Below are 16,351 nucleotides of genomic sequence, written 5' to 3' on the forward strand. Positions count from 1 at the left end.
GCGTCGCGGGGCCCGTCAGAAGAGCGGCCAGGGCACGGCCGGCGTCCGGCCGCTCGGGGCAGGGAAGATGCCGTCGTCGAGCAACTGGGCACAGCGTCCGGCCAAGGCTTCGACTTCCTCGGCACTGAGCAGCTCCGCCAGCCCCCGCCCCAGCTCACCGTCGAGCCCCTCGAGAACCCGGCCGACGCCGTCGCGCTCCTCCTCGCTCAGCGCCTCGCCCAGCCATCCCCACAGGACCGTGCGCAGCTTGTCGTCCACATGGAAGGTGAGCCCGTGGTCCACGCCGTGGCGGTGCCCGCCGGGCATGGCGAGGATGTGGGCGCCCTTGCGGTCGGCGTTGTTGACGATCACGTCGAAGACCGCCATGCGGCGCAGCGCCGCCGAGTCCTCGTGGGCCAGGATCAGCCGATTCCCGTCCTCGTCCTCGCCCTCCAGGATCGTGAGCCATCCCGAGGCCGGCACTTCGTCCGCCGGGAACAGGTCCACGGCGTCCTGCTCAGGGTCCTGCTCCTGCCAGAGCTGCACCATGCCCTCGCCGAAGGGGCCGTCGCGCAGCCATGTGCGCGGCACGATGTCCCACCCCAGCGCTTCGGACACCAGGTGCGCGGCCACTTCGCGGCGGGCCAGGCTTCCGGCGGGGAAGTCCCAGAGTGGGGCCTCGCCGGCCACCGGCTTGTAGACCACCGGGGTGTCACCGATCGCGCCGAGGAACGTGGCGTTGGACGCCGTCGTGATGCGGCCGGTGAGCGTCAGCTCCCCGGACAACGGCTCGTCGGCGGGCACGTCCGCGGCGCTCATCAGGAGTCGGGGAGAGTGCAGTCGTGGCCGTCGGGGTCGATGGGCTGGCCGCAGTCCGAGCAGAACGGACGCCCGGCGTCCACGACCTCCCGGGTGCGCCGGGCGAACGCCCGGGCGGCGCCGACGGGCATGCGCACACGCACGGCCTCGGCGTCCGTCTCGAACGCCGGGTCGGCGTCGTCGTCGGTCAGCGGGTGCGCGTCGATGAGCACCTGCGCGGTGGTGGGGTCCCAGCCCAGGCCGATGGCCCCCACCCGGAACCACTCCTGCACCGGGTCCAGCGGATCGTTGTCCACGAGTTCCACGGGCGTGCTGGCCGGGACGCTGTGCGGGTTGCCCTCCAGCGCCATCAGATCGTCGAGGATCTCGTCGAGCATCTCCGCCATCAGGGCCGACTGCTGCTTCTCCAGGGCCAGGCTCACCAGCCGGGGCCCCGTGCGCACCTGCAGGTAGAACGTGCGGGCGCCGGGGCGCCCGAGCGTCCCGATCACGACCCGATCCGGCCAGTCGAACTCATGGGCGGGGGCAGGTGCATCAGTCATGTCACGATCCTAGGCGTCCGCTGGTCCACCGCGCCGGGGCCCGTGCCCGCGCCGCCGCCCACCGGGGCGTCGTCGGACGGGCCGAGGGTCGCCAGCCAGGACAGGTCCCCGGCGTCGGTGTTGGTGGCCCAGACCCGCGGGCGGCTCGGACCGTAGCTCACGATGGACACGGAGGCGGGCCCCACCTCGATCCGCTGGAACAGATCCAGGTGCGTGCCGAGCGCGTCGGCCAGGATCGACTTGATGACGTCCCCGTGGCTCACCGCCACCCACACCGCCCCGGGCCCGTGCTCGGCCTCGACGGCGGCGTCGTGCCGGCGGATCGCCGCCACCGCGCGGGCCTGCATGCCCGCCATGGACTCCCCGCCGGGGAAGACGACGGCGGACGGCTGGGTCTGCACCGTCGCCCACAGGGGCTCGGTGGCCAGGTCGCTGAGCGCGCGTCCCTGCCACTGGCCGTAGTCGCACTCGGTGAGGTCGTCGTCGACCAGCGAGGGCACCGTCCCCGGCTGGCGATCGAGGAGGGCGCGGGCCGTCTGCGCGCACCGCTCCAGGGGACTGGCCACCACCGCGGCCACGGGCACGGCCGCGATCCGATCCGCGGTGCGGGCCGCCTGCTCCCGTCCGTGGTCGTCCAGGCTGACCCCGGGGGTGCGGCCCGCCAGCAGTCCGGTCGCGTTGGCCGTGGTGCGGCCGTGCCGCACGAGAAGTACCGTCGCCATCACTCCAGCCTACTCACGGGGCGCGAGCGCCTCAGCGGGACGGGTCACGGGGCAGGGGAGTCCACCGCAGGGTGAGGCCCTCGACGGCGGCCAGCGCCGCGTGGGCGTCGTCGGCGGCGTCCTCCAGCCCGTCCGCCACGTCTTCACCGGCCGAGGTGAGCAGCAGGACGGCGTGGTCGTCCGCGCCGGGCTGCTCGCCCGGGTCGGCACGCCAGCCGCCCCTGCCCCGGACGCCGTCCTCGTCCCCGGGCAGGGAGCTCAGCCACGCGGCGGCGGCCCGGGCCGCCCCGGAGCCGACGACGTCCAGCCGCAGGGTCGCGGGGGAGCCGTCGTTGCCCGGCGGGGTGCCCCACAGCCAGTCGAGGTCCACCTGCCACGGCAGGGCGCCTGCGGGGCCGCCCGGGGACGGAGGCTGCATCATGCCTCGGCGTCCGACTGCTCGGAGGTCCAGCCCGCCTCACCGATCCACCGCAGGGCGTTGAGCGAGGGCATGAAGAGGTACTCGCCTCCGGCCATCCGGTTGAAGGTGGTGATGCCGTCGATGCGCTTGCGGGCCGGCTCGGCGGGGATGGTGAACCGTCCCTGCGTCGGGTCGTCCTCGTGCAGACCGACGATCGGATCCCGCTCGGAGCCGAGGTCGACGAAGTTGCCTCCGTTGATCCACTCCTGCTGCATGAACTCGATCGTGTCGAAGGCCCGGGCGCTGATGAAGATGAAGTAGATCCCGCGGTCCTCCTTCGCGTCATCGGCCGAGCTCACCTCCGGCGACCAGCCGGGACCGTAGGTCGAGGAGCGCCGGATGATCCGCTTGATGTTCACGTCCGTCATGATCGACAGATCGCTGTCCCGCGGGTTGAGGCGACGCATGTGGCTGGAGTGCGGGCACATCAAGCCCTTCGGGTCGTCCTCGAAGGTGAAGTCGTTGCGCCGCTCCGGGTCGTTGCCCAGCTCCTCGTCGTCGTGGTCCGGGGAGAGCACGAGCGGGGCGCCGCTGCGCCACCGACCGAACATCTTCGCGGCGATCCGGTGCTGCTCCTCCGGGTCCGGGCTCTGCGAGGCCAGGTACTCGTTGAAGGCGCCCACCCGACTGGCGAACTTGCGCAGCACCACGTAGGTCCCGTTGCGGCCCAGCACATCCGGCTGCGGCACGGCCAGCGGGGAGCCGGTCTCGCTGTTCTCGCCCAGGATGAACTCGCCGGCGGAGATGGAGCGCTCCTGGCCCGGCTGGGGCCGCACCCCGCTGCCGGCCACCGTCGGCTGCGAGATGGAGTCCCGGAAGCCGAAGGGGTTCTTGTTCAGCTCGTCGACCCCGAACCGGTGGGTGGCCACCAGGGTCACTCCGGTGGAGTGCTCCAGCACCTCCCGCGCCTGGTCCAGGGCGGCGTCCAGGGCGTCGGCGTCGGCCGCATAGATCGTCAGCGCGATGTGGCAGGCGTCCTGGGTGAACGCCTCGTCCCAGTGCTCCGGGGCGTTCGGCCCGGTGTCCACGAGCTGCTGGGCGCGGGCGGCCATCCCCTGCTGGTAGGGCAGCGGGAAGCTGGCCAGGGAGTCCTCGGGCAGCCCGAGGGCACGCAGGCCGGCGTAGCTGATCGCCACGCCGGTCCAGGACTGCAGGTCATCGGCCCAGTCCTGCGCGGAGGTGACGTGCTCGGCCAGGCGGCGGACGAAGTCCCGGCCGCCTTCGGCCTCCTCCACGGTCAACATGGCGTGGGCGCCGACGTAGGGCTCGGGCCGCGACCGCAGCACCAGGCCCTGGATGTCGTCCAGGTCCAGCTCGACCCGCTCCCGATCGAAACGTTCCTTCAGGTTCTTGAGCACGCCCATCTCAGTAGTCCACCGCCTCGGGGGTGGAGATCGTGTCGGTGAGCTGCTTCAGGGCGGCCGCGGTGTCCTCGTCCAGGTCGGTGCGCCCGGCCATCTGGTCCAGGAAGGTGTTCACCGCGTCCTCGGTGCGCTGCAGTCGGCGCGTGTCCACCACGGTGACCTGCGGGTTCGCCACGAACCACCCGGAGGCGGTGATCTGGTGGTCGGCGATGAAGTCCTTCACGGTCGGGCTGTCGATGCCCGGCCACCCCTCCACGTTCTGGAAGAGGAGGTCCATCAGCTCGGGGATCTTGGTGGCGAAGTCGTTGATGTACGCGTCCCAGTCGCCGTCGTAGGCCGTGGCGAAGAGGATGCGGGTGTTGTCGTCGAAGAAGACGAAGCGCATGTCGTGGAGCGTGGACACGCGCTGGGCGCCGTCCATGTTGCCGCGGGTCAGGTCGAAGATGCGCTGCAGCCGTTCGGCACCGCCCGGCTTGAGGCGGGCGATCGCGGTCAGCTCCGAGACCTTGCCCGAGCGCATCCCCACGCGGCCGGCGGAGTCGGCGGTGCCGGACAGGTCCGGGTTGTGCTCGCGGATCATCGCCTCGAGGGCGATCTTGGCCAGCGTGGGGGCGTCCTGGGCGACGTCCTCGACGGCGCGCTTGACGGCGTCGAGGCGGCTCTCGTTCTGCAGTCGGGGGTCGGGGCGGTCGTTCATGAGGTCCTCCTTCGAGAATCCTTCGGGATGAATGGTGAGGGGCGAGGCCGGGATCAGTCCGGGATCTCGTCCAGCGTGGCCGGCTCGGGGGCCGGGCGGTCGTTGAACTCGTGGCGGTAGCGGGTGGACTGCTCGTAGGCGTGCCGGCGGACGCGCATGATCGAGCCCAGCGGCTGGTGCTCGACCACGCCGTTCCACGGGTTGAAGGTCAGGACGTCGTCGCCGTAGACGCGGCGGCGAGGGCTGTAGGTGTCCTGCGGGGCGATCCGCAGGGTCGCGACGGGCTGGTGGGGGGCCTGCTCCTCGTCCCAGAGCACGGAGGCGTCCTCCACGGGCATCTGCTCCAGGTCCGTCGCCAGCTGGGCGCGCAGCGTGTACTCCGCGCCCTCGTGGGAGAAGAAGTCCGCGACCACGTCCCGGATCGAGGAGAAGTCCTCCACGTCCATGTCCTGACCGGTCAGGGCGCGCACGTTCGCGGACTCCGGCGCCAGCGAGACCTTGGCGATGTGGTCGCCGTAGCGCAGGGCGCCCTGGGTGAAGTACGTCTCGCCGAGGACGTGGGCGTTGTCCCGCCCCAGGCCCTGCAGGGTGGCGCCGGGGGTCCCGCCCACGGCCTCCACGGCCCCGCGCACCACTCGGGCGGCGCCGGTGGCGAGCCGCTGCAGCAGCTCCGGGTTCTGGGAGTTCTTCTCCAGCAGCCCCAGCATCTCCTGATAGCGACCCACGGTGCCGAAGGCCAGCGTGGGGAAGTTGACCATCAGGAAGTCCTGGTTGTGGCCGCCCGGCTCGGACAGCAGGCGCTCGCCCTCCACGCCGAGCACCTTCAGGGCCCAGCCCCGCGGGGCGGGGGTGCGGTCGGTGTGGATGTCTCCGGGGGCGGAGGACAGCCGCGCGACCGCCTCGTAGCGTCCCGGGCGGGCGAAGATGCCCTGTGCCAGCTCGGGAGCCAGGCCCTCGTGCACCTCCAGGGTGGCCTTGAGGATGGCGTGGCTCTTGGCATGGGCGTCGCGGTGGGCGTGCCGATGCCGGCCGGCGGCCTGGCGCTGGGCCTCGCCCATCTGCTCGAGGATCTCCCGGGTGATGGTCTCTTCGCGTTCGGCGGGGTGCTCGACGTCCGGTGTGAATCGCACGGGTTCGGTCATGAGTGCTGCGCCTCCCTCTCTACGGGTGCATTTACGCTACGATCAGTCGCGCAACCGTCATCAGTGATGCTAGGGCGGTCACAGGATCCGGGGCAAGGGCAGGAGGACGGTGCAGACGAAGACCGCGAACCGAAGCGCGGGCAGGCCCCGCCGTCACGGCGTGGAGGAGACGGTGCTGGCGGCCGCCGTCGCGTTGGCCGGCGACGAGGGGTACGCCGGCGCCACCGTGGACGCCGTCGCCGCCCGGGCGGGGGTGGCCAAGACGACGGTGTACCGGCGGTGGCCGTCCAAGGAGGCGCTCGCCGTGGACGCCCTCGCCGCAGCGCTGGACCTGCCGCCCGCCGATCCGGACGGGCCCGTGCCGGACGCGACGCTGTGCCGCGCCGTCCGCCGTCTGGCCGCGCAGATCCAGACCACCCCGGTCCGGGCACTCCTCGGCGGCCTGCTGACCCAGGCGATGCGCGACCCCGAGACGCGGGCGCGGCTGCGCTCGCGGTTCCGCGAGCCCTTCCTCCGGGAGGCCCTGGCAGATCCCGCCGGGGACGTCGACCTGGACCCCGCCGCGGTGGACCTCGCCTTCGACCTGGTCGTCGGCACGCTGCTGCACCGGCTGGCGACGGTGGGCGACGTCAGCCAGGCCGAGCTGGAGGCCATCCTGGGGGCCGCCGTCGGTCTGCTCTCGGGCCGGCCTGCGTCCGGGTGAGGCCCGAGGCGGGCTCCCGGGCGCGGCGCCGCAGCGTGAGGCTGGTGGGCACCGTCACCCTTGCCCGAGATTCGGTTGCGTACGACCATGAGAGTGCAGTCCCCACCAACGAAAGGGCCCCAGACATGTCCCGCATCCTGATGATCCTCACCTCGCACGACCAGCTGGGCAACACCGCCCGCAAGACCGGGTTCTGGCTCGAGGAGTTCGCCTCGCCCTACTACGTCTTCACGGACGCCGGCCACGAGGTCACCCTCGCCTCGCCCCGCGGCGGCCAGCCGCCCATCGACCCGACGAGCTCCAAGCCGGAGATGCAGACCGAGGCCACCCGCCGGTTCGACCAGGACGAGGAGGCCAAGGCCGCCCTGGCCCACACCACGCCCCTGGCGCAGGTGGACGTGGACGGGTTCGACGCCGTCTTCTACCCGGGCGGTCACGGCCCGCTGTGGGACCTGGTGGCCGACGCCGACTCCACGCGGATCATCCTCGACAGCGACGCGGCCGGGCGCCCGCTCGGCCTCGTCTGCCACGCGCCCGGGATCCTGCACCCGATCACCGCCGCCGACGGCACCCCGTTCGTGCGAGGCCGTCAGGTCGCCGGGTTCACCAACGGCGAGGAGGAGGCCGCCCAGCTGACGGACGTCGTCCCGTTCCTCGTCGAGGACTCGCTGATCGCCGCCGGCGCGGACTACCGCAAGGGCCCGGATCAGGAGAGCTTCGTGGTCACGGACGGCACCCTGGTGACCGGTCAGAACCCGGCCTCCTCCGCCGACGCCGCCCGCCGCGTCCTCGACCTGCTCGCGCGCTGACCCCCCCCGCCGAGCCCACCACTTCGACCCCGAGGAGACCACTCGATGAGCACCCCCACCCGCACGCGCGAGATCCACCTCGCCTCCCGCCCCCACGGCGCCCCGACGCCGGAGAACTTCCGCCTCACGGAGGTCGAGCTCCCCGAGCTCGCCGAGGGCCAGGTCCTCGTTTGCAACACCGTGATGTCCGTGGACCCGTACATGCGCGGCCGCATGAACGACGTCGAGTCCTACGTGCCCCCGTTCCAGCTCGACGCCCCCCTCGACGGCGGCGCGGTGGGCACCGTGATCGCCTCGCGCCACGCGGACGTGCCGGAGGGCACGTCCGTGCTCCACGGCCTCGGCTGGCGCGAGCACGCCGTCCTCGACGGCGACACCGTCCAGGCCGTGGACACCTCCCAGTTCTCGGACAGCACCTACCTGGGCGTGCTGGGCATGACGGGTCTGACCGCCTACACCGGCCTCGTGCACGTGGCCGAGATGCAGGAGGGTGACGCCGTCTTCATCTCGGGCGCCGCGGGGGCCGTCGGCTCGGTCGCCGGCCAGATCGCCCGCCTGCTGGGCGCCTCGCGCGTGGTCGGCTCGGCCGGCACGCCCGAGAAGGTGGCGTGGGTGAAGGAGCTGGGCTTCGACGCCGCGTTCGACTACCACGACGGCTCGCCCACGGACCTGCTGGCCGAGGTCGCGCCGGAGGGGATCGACGTCTACTTCGACAACGTGGGCGGCGACCACCTCGAGGCCGCCATCGCCGCGATGCGGGTCGACGGCCGCGTGGCGATGTGCGGTGCGATCGCCCAGTACAACTCGACGGAGCCGCCGGCCGCCCCGCGCAACCTCGCGCTGGCAATCGGCAAGCGGCTGACCCTGCGCGGCTTCGTCCTGCAGAAGTACGCGGCGCGGGTCCGTCCCGAGTTCCTCGAGCGCGTGGGCCCGTGGGTCGCCGACGGGAAGATCCAGTGGGACGAGACCGTCCGGGAGGGTCTGGAGAACGCGCCCCAGGCGTTCATCGACCTGCTCGAGGGCGCCAACACGGGGAAGATGGTCGTGCGGCTGTGACGAGCGACGGCGCACTCGGGGGCGGCATGGTCACCTTCCGGCATCAGGGCCTGACCTTCGACGTCCGCGACGGCGGACCGGCCGAGGGGGAGGTGGTCCTGTTGCTGCACGGCTTCCCGCAGGACGCCACGTCCTGGAAGCACGTCGAGCCGCTGCTGCACGCCGCGGGTCTGCGCACCCTCGCGCCGGACCAGCGCGGCTACTCCCCGAGGGCCGCTCCGCGGGCGACGGCGGCCTACCGCCTCCCGGCGCTCGTGGGGGACGCCGTCGCGCTGGCGGACGCGGCGGGGGCGCGGCGCGTCCACGTCGTCGGCCATGACTGGGGCGGCGCCGTCGCCTGGGCGCTGGCCACCGCCCACCCCGAGCGCGTCGCGTCCCTGACCGTCCTGTCCACGCCGCACCCGGCCGCCCTGGCCCGCGCCCTGCGCGGCCCTGACCAGCTGCGCCGCAGCTGGTACATCGCCGCCTTCCAGGCACCGTCCCTCCCCGAACGGATCCTCGCGCGACGGCTGGGCTCCCTGCTGCAGCGGGGGCAGGTCCCCGGGGCGGAGCACTACGCCCGCCGGTTCTCCACCCCGCAGAGCCTGCGCGGTCCGGTGAACTGGTATCGGGCGAACCCGGATCTGGTGACCACCACGCGCAGCGCGCCCGTGTCGGTCCCCACCACGTACGTGTGGGGCGCCCGGGACGCGGCCCTGGGGCCGCGGGCCGCCGAGCTCACGGCCGGGCAGGTGGCGGGGGAGTACCGGTTCGTGAAGCTCGACGCGGACCACTGGCTGCCCGAGCATGAGGCGGACGCCGTCGCCCGGGCGATCCTGGGCCGGGTGCGCTGACCCCCGCTCCGCGCGCGGGGTGCTCCCGCCGGCTCAGCGCGGCCCGACGGCCTCGGTGATCCGGTTCAGCAGGCCCATGAGGACCTGGCGCTCGGTGGCGTCGAGGGGGATCCGGGTGAGGGCGTCCGCCGGGACCGTCCGGGCGGACGCCCGCAGCGCCCGTCCCTCGTCCGTCAGCCGCACCAGCACGCGTCGCTCGTCGTGGACGTCGCGCTCCCGCGTGACGAGCCCCATGCCGGCCAGGCGCCGCACCAGGGGTGTGATCGTCCCGTTGTCCATGCCGAGCCGGTCCCGCAGCGCGCCGACCCCCAGCGCGCCAGCGGCGTCCGGCATCGACGCATCCGTCTCGGCCGAGGCGTCACTCTCCACCTGCCACAGGGTGAGCATCACGAGGTACTGCGGGTAGGTGAGGCCGAGGCGGGAGAGCAGGGGGCCGTAGCCGCGCGTGACGGCGCGCGCCGCCCGGTGCAGGGCGAAGCAGAGCTGGTCCTCGAGGGCGAGGCTGGGGGTCGGCGCGGCATCCATGGGAGCGATTCTAGTGGTCGCTGGGGAGCGACTTGGTTGCGCGCGACCTAACAGGGTGGCAGGCTGGAGCCGACTCGTCCCGCACGGGGCGGGCGGATGAAAGGACCTCCCATGGAGACCATCTACACCGCCGAGGCGCTCAGCACCGGCGCCGGCCGCGACGGCCATGTCCGCACCACCGACGGGCGGGTCGACCTCGACCTCGCCGTGCCCACCGAGATGGGCGGCTCCGGCCAGGGCACCAACCCCGAGCAGCTGTTCGCCGCCGGCTACGCCGCGTGTTTCCACTCGGCCCTGCAGATGGTCGCCCGCGCCTCCCGTGCCGACATCACCGACTCCTCCGTCGGCGCGCGCGTGGGCATCGGCCGCCAGGGTGAGGGCTTCGGCCTGGAGGTCACCCTCGAGGTCGTGCTCCCCAATGTCCCCGCGGACCAGGCCCGCGCCCTCATGGAGCAGGCGCATCAGGTGTGCCCCTATTCGAACGCCACCCGGGGCAACATCGACGTCGTCCTCGAGCTCGGGGAGGCGTGATGACGAAGCGCCGGCAGTCCGCCCCCCTCTCCCAGACCGCCGCCCGCCTCGGCCTCGGCGGGTTCATGACCGCCGCGGGGCTGTCCCACCTCACCGTGGCGCGCCGTGAGTTCCGCGCCCAGGTGCCCTCGTGGGTCCCGCTCCCGGCGGACCTCGTGGTGCTCGGATCCGGCGTGGCCGAGATCGGCCTCGGGGCCGCTCTGCTGGCGCTCCCCGGGCAGCGCCGCCTGACCGGCACCGCCCTGGCGGCCTTCTACACCGCGATCTACCCCGGGAACATCGGGCAGTACGCCGAGCGCAAGGACGGCTTCGGGCTGGACACCGACGGCCGCCGCCTGGCGCGGCTGTTCGGCCAGCCCGCCCTCATCGCGGCCGCCCTGTGGGCTGCCGGAATCCCCGAGCGGGAGCAGGGCGGGCGCCGCTGACGCCGTCGCCGGTCCTGCGGTCCCGGGCCGGCTCCGGGCGCGTGCCCGGAGTCGGCGTGATCTCACCCCGCCGCGAGGCGCGGCCCGTTCCGCAGGACCTCCACGACCAGCTGCAGGGCGATCGGGAAGGCGTCCTCATCCAGCCCGAACCGCGGGTTGTGGTGACCCGCATCGAAGCCCTTGGCGGCGTTGCCGGCCCCCACGAACACGTATGTGGCGGGCGCGGTCCGGGAGAAGGCCGCGAAGTCCTCGCCGCCGAGCATCGGCGGGTCGGTGATCACCGAGCCCGGGAACAGGTCCTCGCACAGTTCCTGGACCACCGCAGTGCGGGCCGGGTCGTTCCACACCATGTCGTAGCCGCGCAGGTAGTCCAGCTCGCAGCTCAGACCGGGGTTCGCCGTCTCGAGGCCGCGGACCATGTCCCGCATCGCCGCCTCGACGGTGTCCCGCACGTCGTCGTCGTGTGTGCGGACCACGCCGCCGATGTGCGCCTCCGGTGGGTACACGTTCAGCGCCGACTGACGCCCGGCGTCCATCCAGGTCGTGGACACCACGCACGGGTCCAGGCCGGCCACCCGGCGGGACGGGATGAGCAGGAACTGCTGGATCAGGGAGCTGGCCGCGGTGACCACGTCCACGGCGTCCTCCGGGGTGGACGCGTGGGCGCCCTCGCCCCGCAGGTGCACCTCGAACAGGTCCGAGTTCGCCGAGGCCGGGCCGGGCTTGATGTCCACCGTGCCCGTGGGGAGGGTGCTCCAGTAGTGGAAGCCGAAGAAGTAGTCGACGTCGGCGAACCGGCCCGTCTCCACCATCTCCTTGGCGCCGCCGGGCGGGGTCTCCTCCGCATGCTGGAAGATGCCGAGCACGGTGCCGGTCAGCTCGTCCAGGTGATCGTGCGCCCAGACCAGGGCGGACATGATGGTGGCCGTGTGCCCGTCGTGACCGCAGCCGTGCATGCGACCCGGCGTCGTCGAGGCGAAGTCCAGGTCGGGGCGGTCCTCGGTCATGGCCAGCCCGTCGATGTCCGCGCGCAGCCCCAGGGTGGGGCCGGGGCGGCCGGTGTCCAGGGTCACCACGAGGCTCGTCGGCGTGAGGTTCTCGAACGTGGCCCCCGGCAGGCGCGGCTCGAGCTCGGCACGGATGTAGCGGACGGTCTCGTGCTCCTCGAACGAGGCCTCGGGGTGCTGATGCAGGTGACGGCGCCAGGCGACGAGCTGGTCCTGGTAGGCGTCGATGTCGGCGGACATGGGGGTCTCCTCTCGATCGGGGCGGGGCGTCACGGGGTGGGCAGGTGGATGGGACCGTCCGGCCCCATCGGCCAGCCCAGCAGGTACCAGACGACCATCATGGCGGTCCACACCAGGCCCATCGCGAGCGAGTAGGGCACCAGCGTGGAGATGAACGTGCCGATGCCGAGCTTCTTGTCGTAGCGCTGGGCGTAGGTCAGCACCAGGGCGAAGTACGGGAACATGGGCGTGATCGGGTTCGTGACGGCGTCACCGATGCGGTAGACCATCTGCGTGAACGCCGGGTGGTAGCCCAGCAGCATCATCATCGGGATGAAGATCGGCGCCAGGATCGCCCACTTGGCGGAGGCCGACCCGACGAAGAGGTTCACGACGGCGGAGATCGCGATGATCCCGAGGATCAGCACGATGCCGTCCTGGCCCTCGAGCAGTTCGGCGCCGCGGATGGCCAGGATGGCGCCCATGTTGGACGCGCTCACGTACGACAGCAGCTGCGAGGCGAAGAACACGACGACGATGAAGCTGGCCATCGTGGCCATGGACTCCACCATCATGCGGGCGACGTCCGAGGAGCCCGTGATCGTCTTGGCCCGGACCCCGTAGACCAGCCCCGGGATGAAGAACGCCAGGGCCAGGATCAGCCCGATGCCGTTCATCAGGGGCGCGTCGGTGGTCAGGGAGCCGGTCTCCGCGTTGCGCAGGAACGAGCCCTGGGGGATGCAGGCGGCCACCACGAGCGCGGCGAACAGCGCCAGCGCCACCAGGGCCCACCGGTTGGCCCGGCGCTGGACGTCGGTGACCTCCATGTCCCCGGCCTCGACGTCGTCCGTCGCCTGGTAGGCGCCCAGGCGGGGGATCGCGATCTTGGTGGTGACGAGCCACAGCACCGGCAGGAGGACGACGACGGAGGCGGCGATGAACCACCAGTTCATCGGGACGGTCGTCTCGATGTCGGGGTCGATGATGACCGCGGCCTCCTGCGTGAAGCCCTGGACGAGCGCGTCGGACATGCCGATCATCAGGTTCGCCGCGAAGCCCCCGGTCGCGGCCGCGTAGGCCAGGGCGATGCCGGCGATCGGGTGCCAGCCCAGCTTGAGGAAGATCAGGGCGGCCAGCGGGGGCAGCACGATCGGGGCGGCGTCGCCGGCGATGTTGCCCAGCAGGCCGATGAGCGCGATCGCGGGGATGATCAGGCCCTTGGGGGCGCTGGTCATGGACTGCGTCAGGCCGACCTCGAACCAGCCCGACCGCTCGGCCACGCCGATGCCGAGCATGATGATGAGCACCTGTCCCAGCGGGGCGAAGGCGCCGAAGGTCTTGGCGGCGTCGCCGATGACGACGCGCATGCCCTCCGCGCTGAGCAGATTGGTCGCCACGAGGGTCTCACCCGTGCCCGGATGAACCGCGCTCCACCCGCTCAGCCCGGCCACGGCGGACGCCGTCAGGGTCAGGGCGCAGAGGGCCGCGAAGATGATGATCGGGTCCGGGAGCTTGTTGCCGCTCCATTCGATCACGTTGAGGAACCTGTTGAGCAGGCCCCCCGGAGCGCGATTCCGGGGTGAGGCGTCGGCGGCGGTGGACCCACCGGTGGGCGAGGACATGGGGACTCCTCCGAGGTGCGAGAGACGGTGAGACCTCGGCCACAGGGGCGAGGTACGGCCCACTGTAGGGTGCCCCGTCGCAGGTGACCCGCAGGTGTCCCGCAGGTGTCCGGCCCGGCGGGCCGTCAGCCGTGACGCATCGTCCCGGTCTCGAGGAAGCGCTGGTGCCAGGACAGGGCCTCGCCCAACAGGTGCGGGGTGTGCAGGCCGTCCGACTCGCGCATCGCCCGGTCGAAGTAGTCCCGCAGCTGCTCCCTGTAGTCCGGGTGCGCGCACGTGTCGATGATCGTGCGGGCGCGCTGTTTGGGGGAGAGGCCGCGCAGGTCGGCCAGCCCCTGCTCGGTCACCACCACGTGCACGTCGTGCTCGGTGTGGTCCACGTGCGAGACCATCGGCACGATGCAGGAGATGTCCCCGCCCTTGGCCGTGGAGGGGGTGAGGAAGAACGAGGTGAACGCGTTGCGGGCGAAGTCGCCGGAGCCGCCGAGGCCGTTCATCATCTTCGTGCCCATCAGGTGCGTGGAGTTCACGTTGCCGTACAGGTCGGCCTCGAGCATGCCGTTCATGGCGAGGATGCCGAGGCGGCGCACGAGCTCGGGGTGGTTGGAGATCTCCTGGGTGCGCAGGATCAGCTTGTCCCGATACTTCGCGGCGTTGTCGTTGAACCGTTCGGCGGCCTCGGTGGACAGGGAGAACGCGGTCGCGGACGCGGTCGCCAGCGTGCCGGAGTCCAGGGCGTCGAGCATGCCGTCCTGCACCACCTCGGTGAACGCGGACAGGCCCGTGAACCGGGACTTCACCAGCTCGGACATCACCGCGTTCGCGATGTTGCCCACGCCCGACTGCAGCGGCAGCAGCCGCTCGTCGTACCGGCCCTGGGCCACCTCGTGCTCGAAGAACTCCACGAGGTGCTGGGCGATCGCGATCGAGTCCGCGTCGGCGGGCTTGAAGGCGGAGTTGCGGTCCGGGGCGTGGGTCTCGACGACGGCCACCACCTTGGCCGGATCGCACCGCAGGTACGTCTCACCGATGCGGTCTGCCGGGTGGGTGAGCATGATCGGCGAGCGGTGCGGGGGCAGCGCGGTGCCGTAGTAGACGTCATGCAGACCCTCGAGGTCCTCGCTCTGCCACGAGTTGACCTCGAGGATCACCTGATCCGCCAGGTCGATCCAGGACTTGTTGTTGCCCACGGAGGAGCTGGGGACGAGACGGCCGTCCTCGCGGATCCCGGACACCTCGATCACCGCGGTGGTCATGGGCCCGTAGAAGCCGTTCCACACGGCCTGCGCCAGGTGGGACAGGTGCGTGTCGATGTACTCGATGGCGCCCGCGTTGATCTTGGCGCGCATCGTCGGGTCCGACTGGAACGGGGTGCGCAGCGCGACGGCGTCCGCCTCGGCCAGCGCACCGTCCATCTCCGCGGAGGTGGACGCCCCCGTGTGGAGGTTGATGCGGAACTCCTCGCCGCGCGCGTGCAGCTCCTTGGCCCGCTCGGCCAGCGCCGTCGGCACGGCCTTCGGGTAGCCGGACCCCGTGAACCCGCTCATGCCCACGGTGGTGCCGTGCTGGATGAACGCCGCCGCCTCCGCGGCGGACATCACCTTCGACCGGAGGCCGGGGTGGTGGATGCGGGACGACATGGGTGAGGCCTCCGTGCGGGTGAGACGAGTCGAGCGAGAGCGCTGTGACGTGGAACAGCGATCAGCGTACCCGCGTCACGGGTGGCCGTGGGGATGATCACGCCGGAGGTCGCCGAGCCCGACCTGCGGGATCGACGACGGCGAACAGGGCTCGGCACTCCGGCTCGGCGCGCCTAGGCTCGGCGTCATGCGAGCACTCGTCCTCCAGTCCTACGGCGGCCGTGAGGCCATGGCCCTCACCGACGTCCCCGCCCCCACGGCCGGCGCCGGCGAGGTGCTGATCCGCACCCGCGCGGTCGGCCTCAACCCCGTCGACGCGATGCACCGCGAAGGCGACTTCAAGGCCATCGCCCCCGACGACTTCCCCACGGTCGCCGGCAACGAGCTCAGCGGCATCGTCGAGACCGTGGGCGCCGGGGTGACCGCGTTCGCCCCGGGTGACGCGGTGATCACCCGCGTGGACCCCTCCGGCCACGGGGCGTTCGCCGAGCTGGCCGCGGTGCGCGCGGACTGGGTGGCCGCCGCGCCCGCCCGCGTGCCCCTGACGGACGCGGCCGGCCTGCCGCTCGCCGGCCTGACCGCCCAGCAGGCACTCGGCCCGGAGCACCTGGACCTGCAGCCCGGGGAGCGGTTGCTGATCACCGGGGCCGCCGGCGGCGTCGGGCTGATCGCCACACGCTTGGCACACCTGCGCGGCGCGCACGTGACCGTGACCGCCTCCGCGGCGGGTGAGCCGTACGTCCGCGAGGCCGGCGCCGACGCGGTGATCGACTATCGCGCCCGCACCGTCGCAGAGGGGGGCGAGCGCTTCGACAAGGTGTTCGACCTCATCGGCGGTGATCAGATGGCCGAGCTGCTCGGCTCGATCGAGCCCGGCGGCCGGCTGGTGACCATCGCGGGCCCGCCGAGCCCCGGCAGCCTTCGCGAGACCGCGCGCCCGTCGCGTCGACCCCTGGCCGCCGTCGTCTCCCGGGTGGCCAGTGCGAAGGTGCGCCGGGCCGCGAAGAAGGCCGGGGTGGCCTACGAGTTCTTCCTCATGCATCCGGACGGGGTGGGCCTGGCCGAGCTCGTCCGGCTCGTGGACGCCGGCGAGCTGGCCGTGACCGTGGACAGCCGCTACCCCCTGGCCGACTGGGAGCAGGCGTTCGAGCGTCTCGAGTCCCACCACGCCAAGGGCAAAGTGCTGCTCGAGTTCTGACCGGCGGGCGCGTCGGTGCCGGCCTGCCCGGGCCGGCACCGCCTCGTATCCTGGCCTC

18 protein-coding genes are annotated in these 16,351 nt (G+C 72.3%); 7 read left to right on the forward strand and 11 right to left on the reverse strand.

Annotated elements, in window-relative coordinates:
• Positions 1-15 precede the first annotated feature (15 nt).
• From AC0VX4_RS03175 to AC0VX4_RS03205, 7 genes are read right to left on the reverse strand one after another with little or no spacing between them, the layout of a single operon-like run.
• Positions 16-798, reverse strand: a complete 783-nt coding sequence (locus tag AC0VX4_RS03175) for an SCO1664 family protein (RefSeq protein WP_475464577.1) — start codon at positions 796-798, stop codon at positions 16-18.
• Positions 798-1,340: a DUF3090 domain-containing protein gene (locus AC0VX4_RS03180; protein WP_126859958.1), complete on the reverse strand. Its 543-nt coding sequence runs from the start codon at positions 1,338-1,340 to the stop codon at positions 798-800. Before AC0VX4_RS03180 ends, AC0VX4_RS03175 begins: the two co-directional genes overlap by 1 nt.
• Entirely contained in the window at positions 1,337-2,062 is a 726-nt protein-coding gene (locus AC0VX4_RS03185) for a histidine phosphatase family protein (RefSeq protein ID WP_475464578.1), read from the reverse strand. The genes AC0VX4_RS03180 and AC0VX4_RS03185 overlap by 4 nt, the downstream gene beginning before the upstream one ends.
• Positions 2,063-2,093: 31 nt before the next feature.
• On the reverse strand, positions 2,094-2,483 hold the full coding sequence (locus AC0VX4_RS03190; RefSeq protein WP_163721241.1) for a hypothetical protein: 390 nt from the start codon (positions 2,481-2,483) through the stop codon (positions 2,094-2,096).
• Positions 2,480-3,886 carry a Dyp-type peroxidase gene (locus AC0VX4_RS03195; RefSeq protein WP_475464579.1) on the reverse strand — a complete coding sequence of 469 codons (1,407 nt, stop codon included), beginning with the start codon at positions 3,884-3,886 and terminating at the stop codon, positions 2,480-2,482. The genes AC0VX4_RS03190 and AC0VX4_RS03195 overlap by 4 nt, the downstream gene beginning before the upstream one ends.
• Position 3,887: 1 nt before the next feature.
• Positions 3,888-4,583, reverse strand: coding sequence for a hypothetical protein (locus tag AC0VX4_RS03200; protein WP_136940306.1), 696 nt, complete (start codon positions 4,581-4,583; stop codon positions 3,888-3,890).
• 53 nt (positions 4,584-4,636) lie between these two features.
• A complete protein-coding gene (locus tag AC0VX4_RS03205; protein WP_136940305.1) occupies positions 4,637-5,725 on the reverse strand; it encodes a catalase family protein in 1,089 nt (362 codons plus the stop codon).
• A 109-nt stretch (positions 5,726-5,834) separates the two neighbouring features.
• On the opposite strand from AC0VX4_RS03205, the gene AC0VX4_RS03210 reads away from it, so the two are divergent.
• The 4 genes from AC0VX4_RS03210 to AC0VX4_RS03225 all read left to right on the forward strand — a co-directional run bounded on the left by AC0VX4_RS03210 (position 5,835) and on the right by AC0VX4_RS03225 (position 9,126).
• Positions 5,835-6,428 (forward strand): TetR/AcrR family transcriptional regulator, encoded by a 594-nt coding sequence (locus AC0VX4_RS03210; RefSeq protein WP_136940304.1) that lies wholly within the window; start codon positions 5,835-5,837, stop codon positions 6,426-6,428.
• Between the two features lie 125 nt (positions 6,429-6,553).
• Positions 6,554-7,237, forward strand: coding sequence for a type 1 glutamine amidotransferase domain-containing protein (locus AC0VX4_RS03215; RefSeq protein WP_475464580.1), 684 nt, complete (start codon positions 6,554-6,556; stop codon positions 7,235-7,237).
• 45 nt (positions 7,238-7,282) lie between these two features.
• Complete coding sequence (locus tag AC0VX4_RS03220) at positions 7,283-8,293, forward strand: NADP-dependent oxidoreductase (protein ID WP_060775253.1); 1,011 nt, start codon at positions 7,283-7,285, stop codon at positions 8,291-8,293.
• On the forward strand, positions 8,290-9,126 hold the full coding sequence (locus AC0VX4_RS03225; protein ID WP_081091294.1) for an alpha/beta fold hydrolase: 837 nt from the start codon (positions 8,290-8,292) through the stop codon (positions 9,124-9,126). Before AC0VX4_RS03220 ends, AC0VX4_RS03225 begins: the two co-directional genes overlap by 4 nt.
• Positions 9,127-9,159: 33 nt before the next feature.
• Here the strand turns inward: AC0VX4_RS03225 and AC0VX4_RS03230 are convergent, their stop codons facing one another.
• Positions 9,160-9,651, reverse strand: a complete 492-nt coding sequence (locus tag AC0VX4_RS03230; protein ID WP_060775255.1) for a MarR family winged helix-turn-helix transcriptional regulator — start codon at positions 9,649-9,651, stop codon at positions 9,160-9,162.
• Positions 9,652-9,762: 111 nt separating this feature from the next.
• Between AC0VX4_RS03230 and AC0VX4_RS03235 the strand changes: the two genes are divergently transcribed.
• A complete protein-coding gene (locus AC0VX4_RS03235; protein ID WP_002855232.1) occupies positions 9,763-10,182 on the forward strand; it encodes an organic hydroperoxide resistance protein in 420 nt (139 codons plus the stop codon).
• Positions 10,182-10,607 (forward strand): DoxX family protein, encoded by a 426-nt coding sequence (locus AC0VX4_RS03240; protein ID WP_002855230.1) that lies wholly within the window; start codon positions 10,182-10,184, stop codon positions 10,605-10,607. Before AC0VX4_RS03235 ends, AC0VX4_RS03240 begins: the two co-directional genes overlap by 1 nt.
• A 62-nt stretch (positions 10,608-10,669) precedes the next feature.
• On the opposite strand, the gene AC0VX4_RS03245 is transcribed toward AC0VX4_RS03240, so the two are convergent.
• From AC0VX4_RS03245 to AC0VX4_RS03255, 3 genes are all read right to left on the reverse strand, one after another.
• Positions 10,670-11,854, reverse strand: a complete 1,185-nt coding sequence (locus AC0VX4_RS03245) for a M20 metallopeptidase family protein (RefSeq protein ID WP_060775256.1) — start codon at positions 11,852-11,854, stop codon at positions 10,670-10,672.
• A 29-nt stretch (positions 11,855-11,883) separates the two neighbouring features.
• The gene (locus AC0VX4_RS03250; protein ID WP_081091295.1) at positions 11,884-13,455 is read right to left on the reverse strand and encodes an AbgT family transporter; all 1,572 of its coding nucleotides are present in this window, start codon (positions 13,453-13,455) and stop codon (positions 11,884-11,886) included.
• A 125-nt stretch (positions 13,456-13,580) separates the two neighbouring features.
• Entirely contained in the window at positions 13,581-15,095 is a 1,515-nt protein-coding gene (locus AC0VX4_RS03255; protein WP_475464581.1) for an acetyl-CoA hydrolase/transferase family protein, read from the reverse strand.
• A gap of 187 nt (positions 15,096-15,282) precedes the next feature.
• Here AC0VX4_RS03255 and AC0VX4_RS03260 point away from each other — a divergent pair, with 187 nt between their 5' ends.
• Positions 15,283-16,293, forward strand: coding sequence for an NADP-dependent oxidoreductase (locus AC0VX4_RS03260; protein WP_136940301.1), 1,011 nt, complete (start codon positions 15,283-15,285; stop codon positions 16,291-16,293).
• The last annotated feature ends 58 nt before the right edge of the window (positions 16,294-16,351 follow it).

It is taken from the genome of Micrococcus sp. 63XJN7_8_ISO-PGPR-S23-253 (assembly GCF_056173425.1).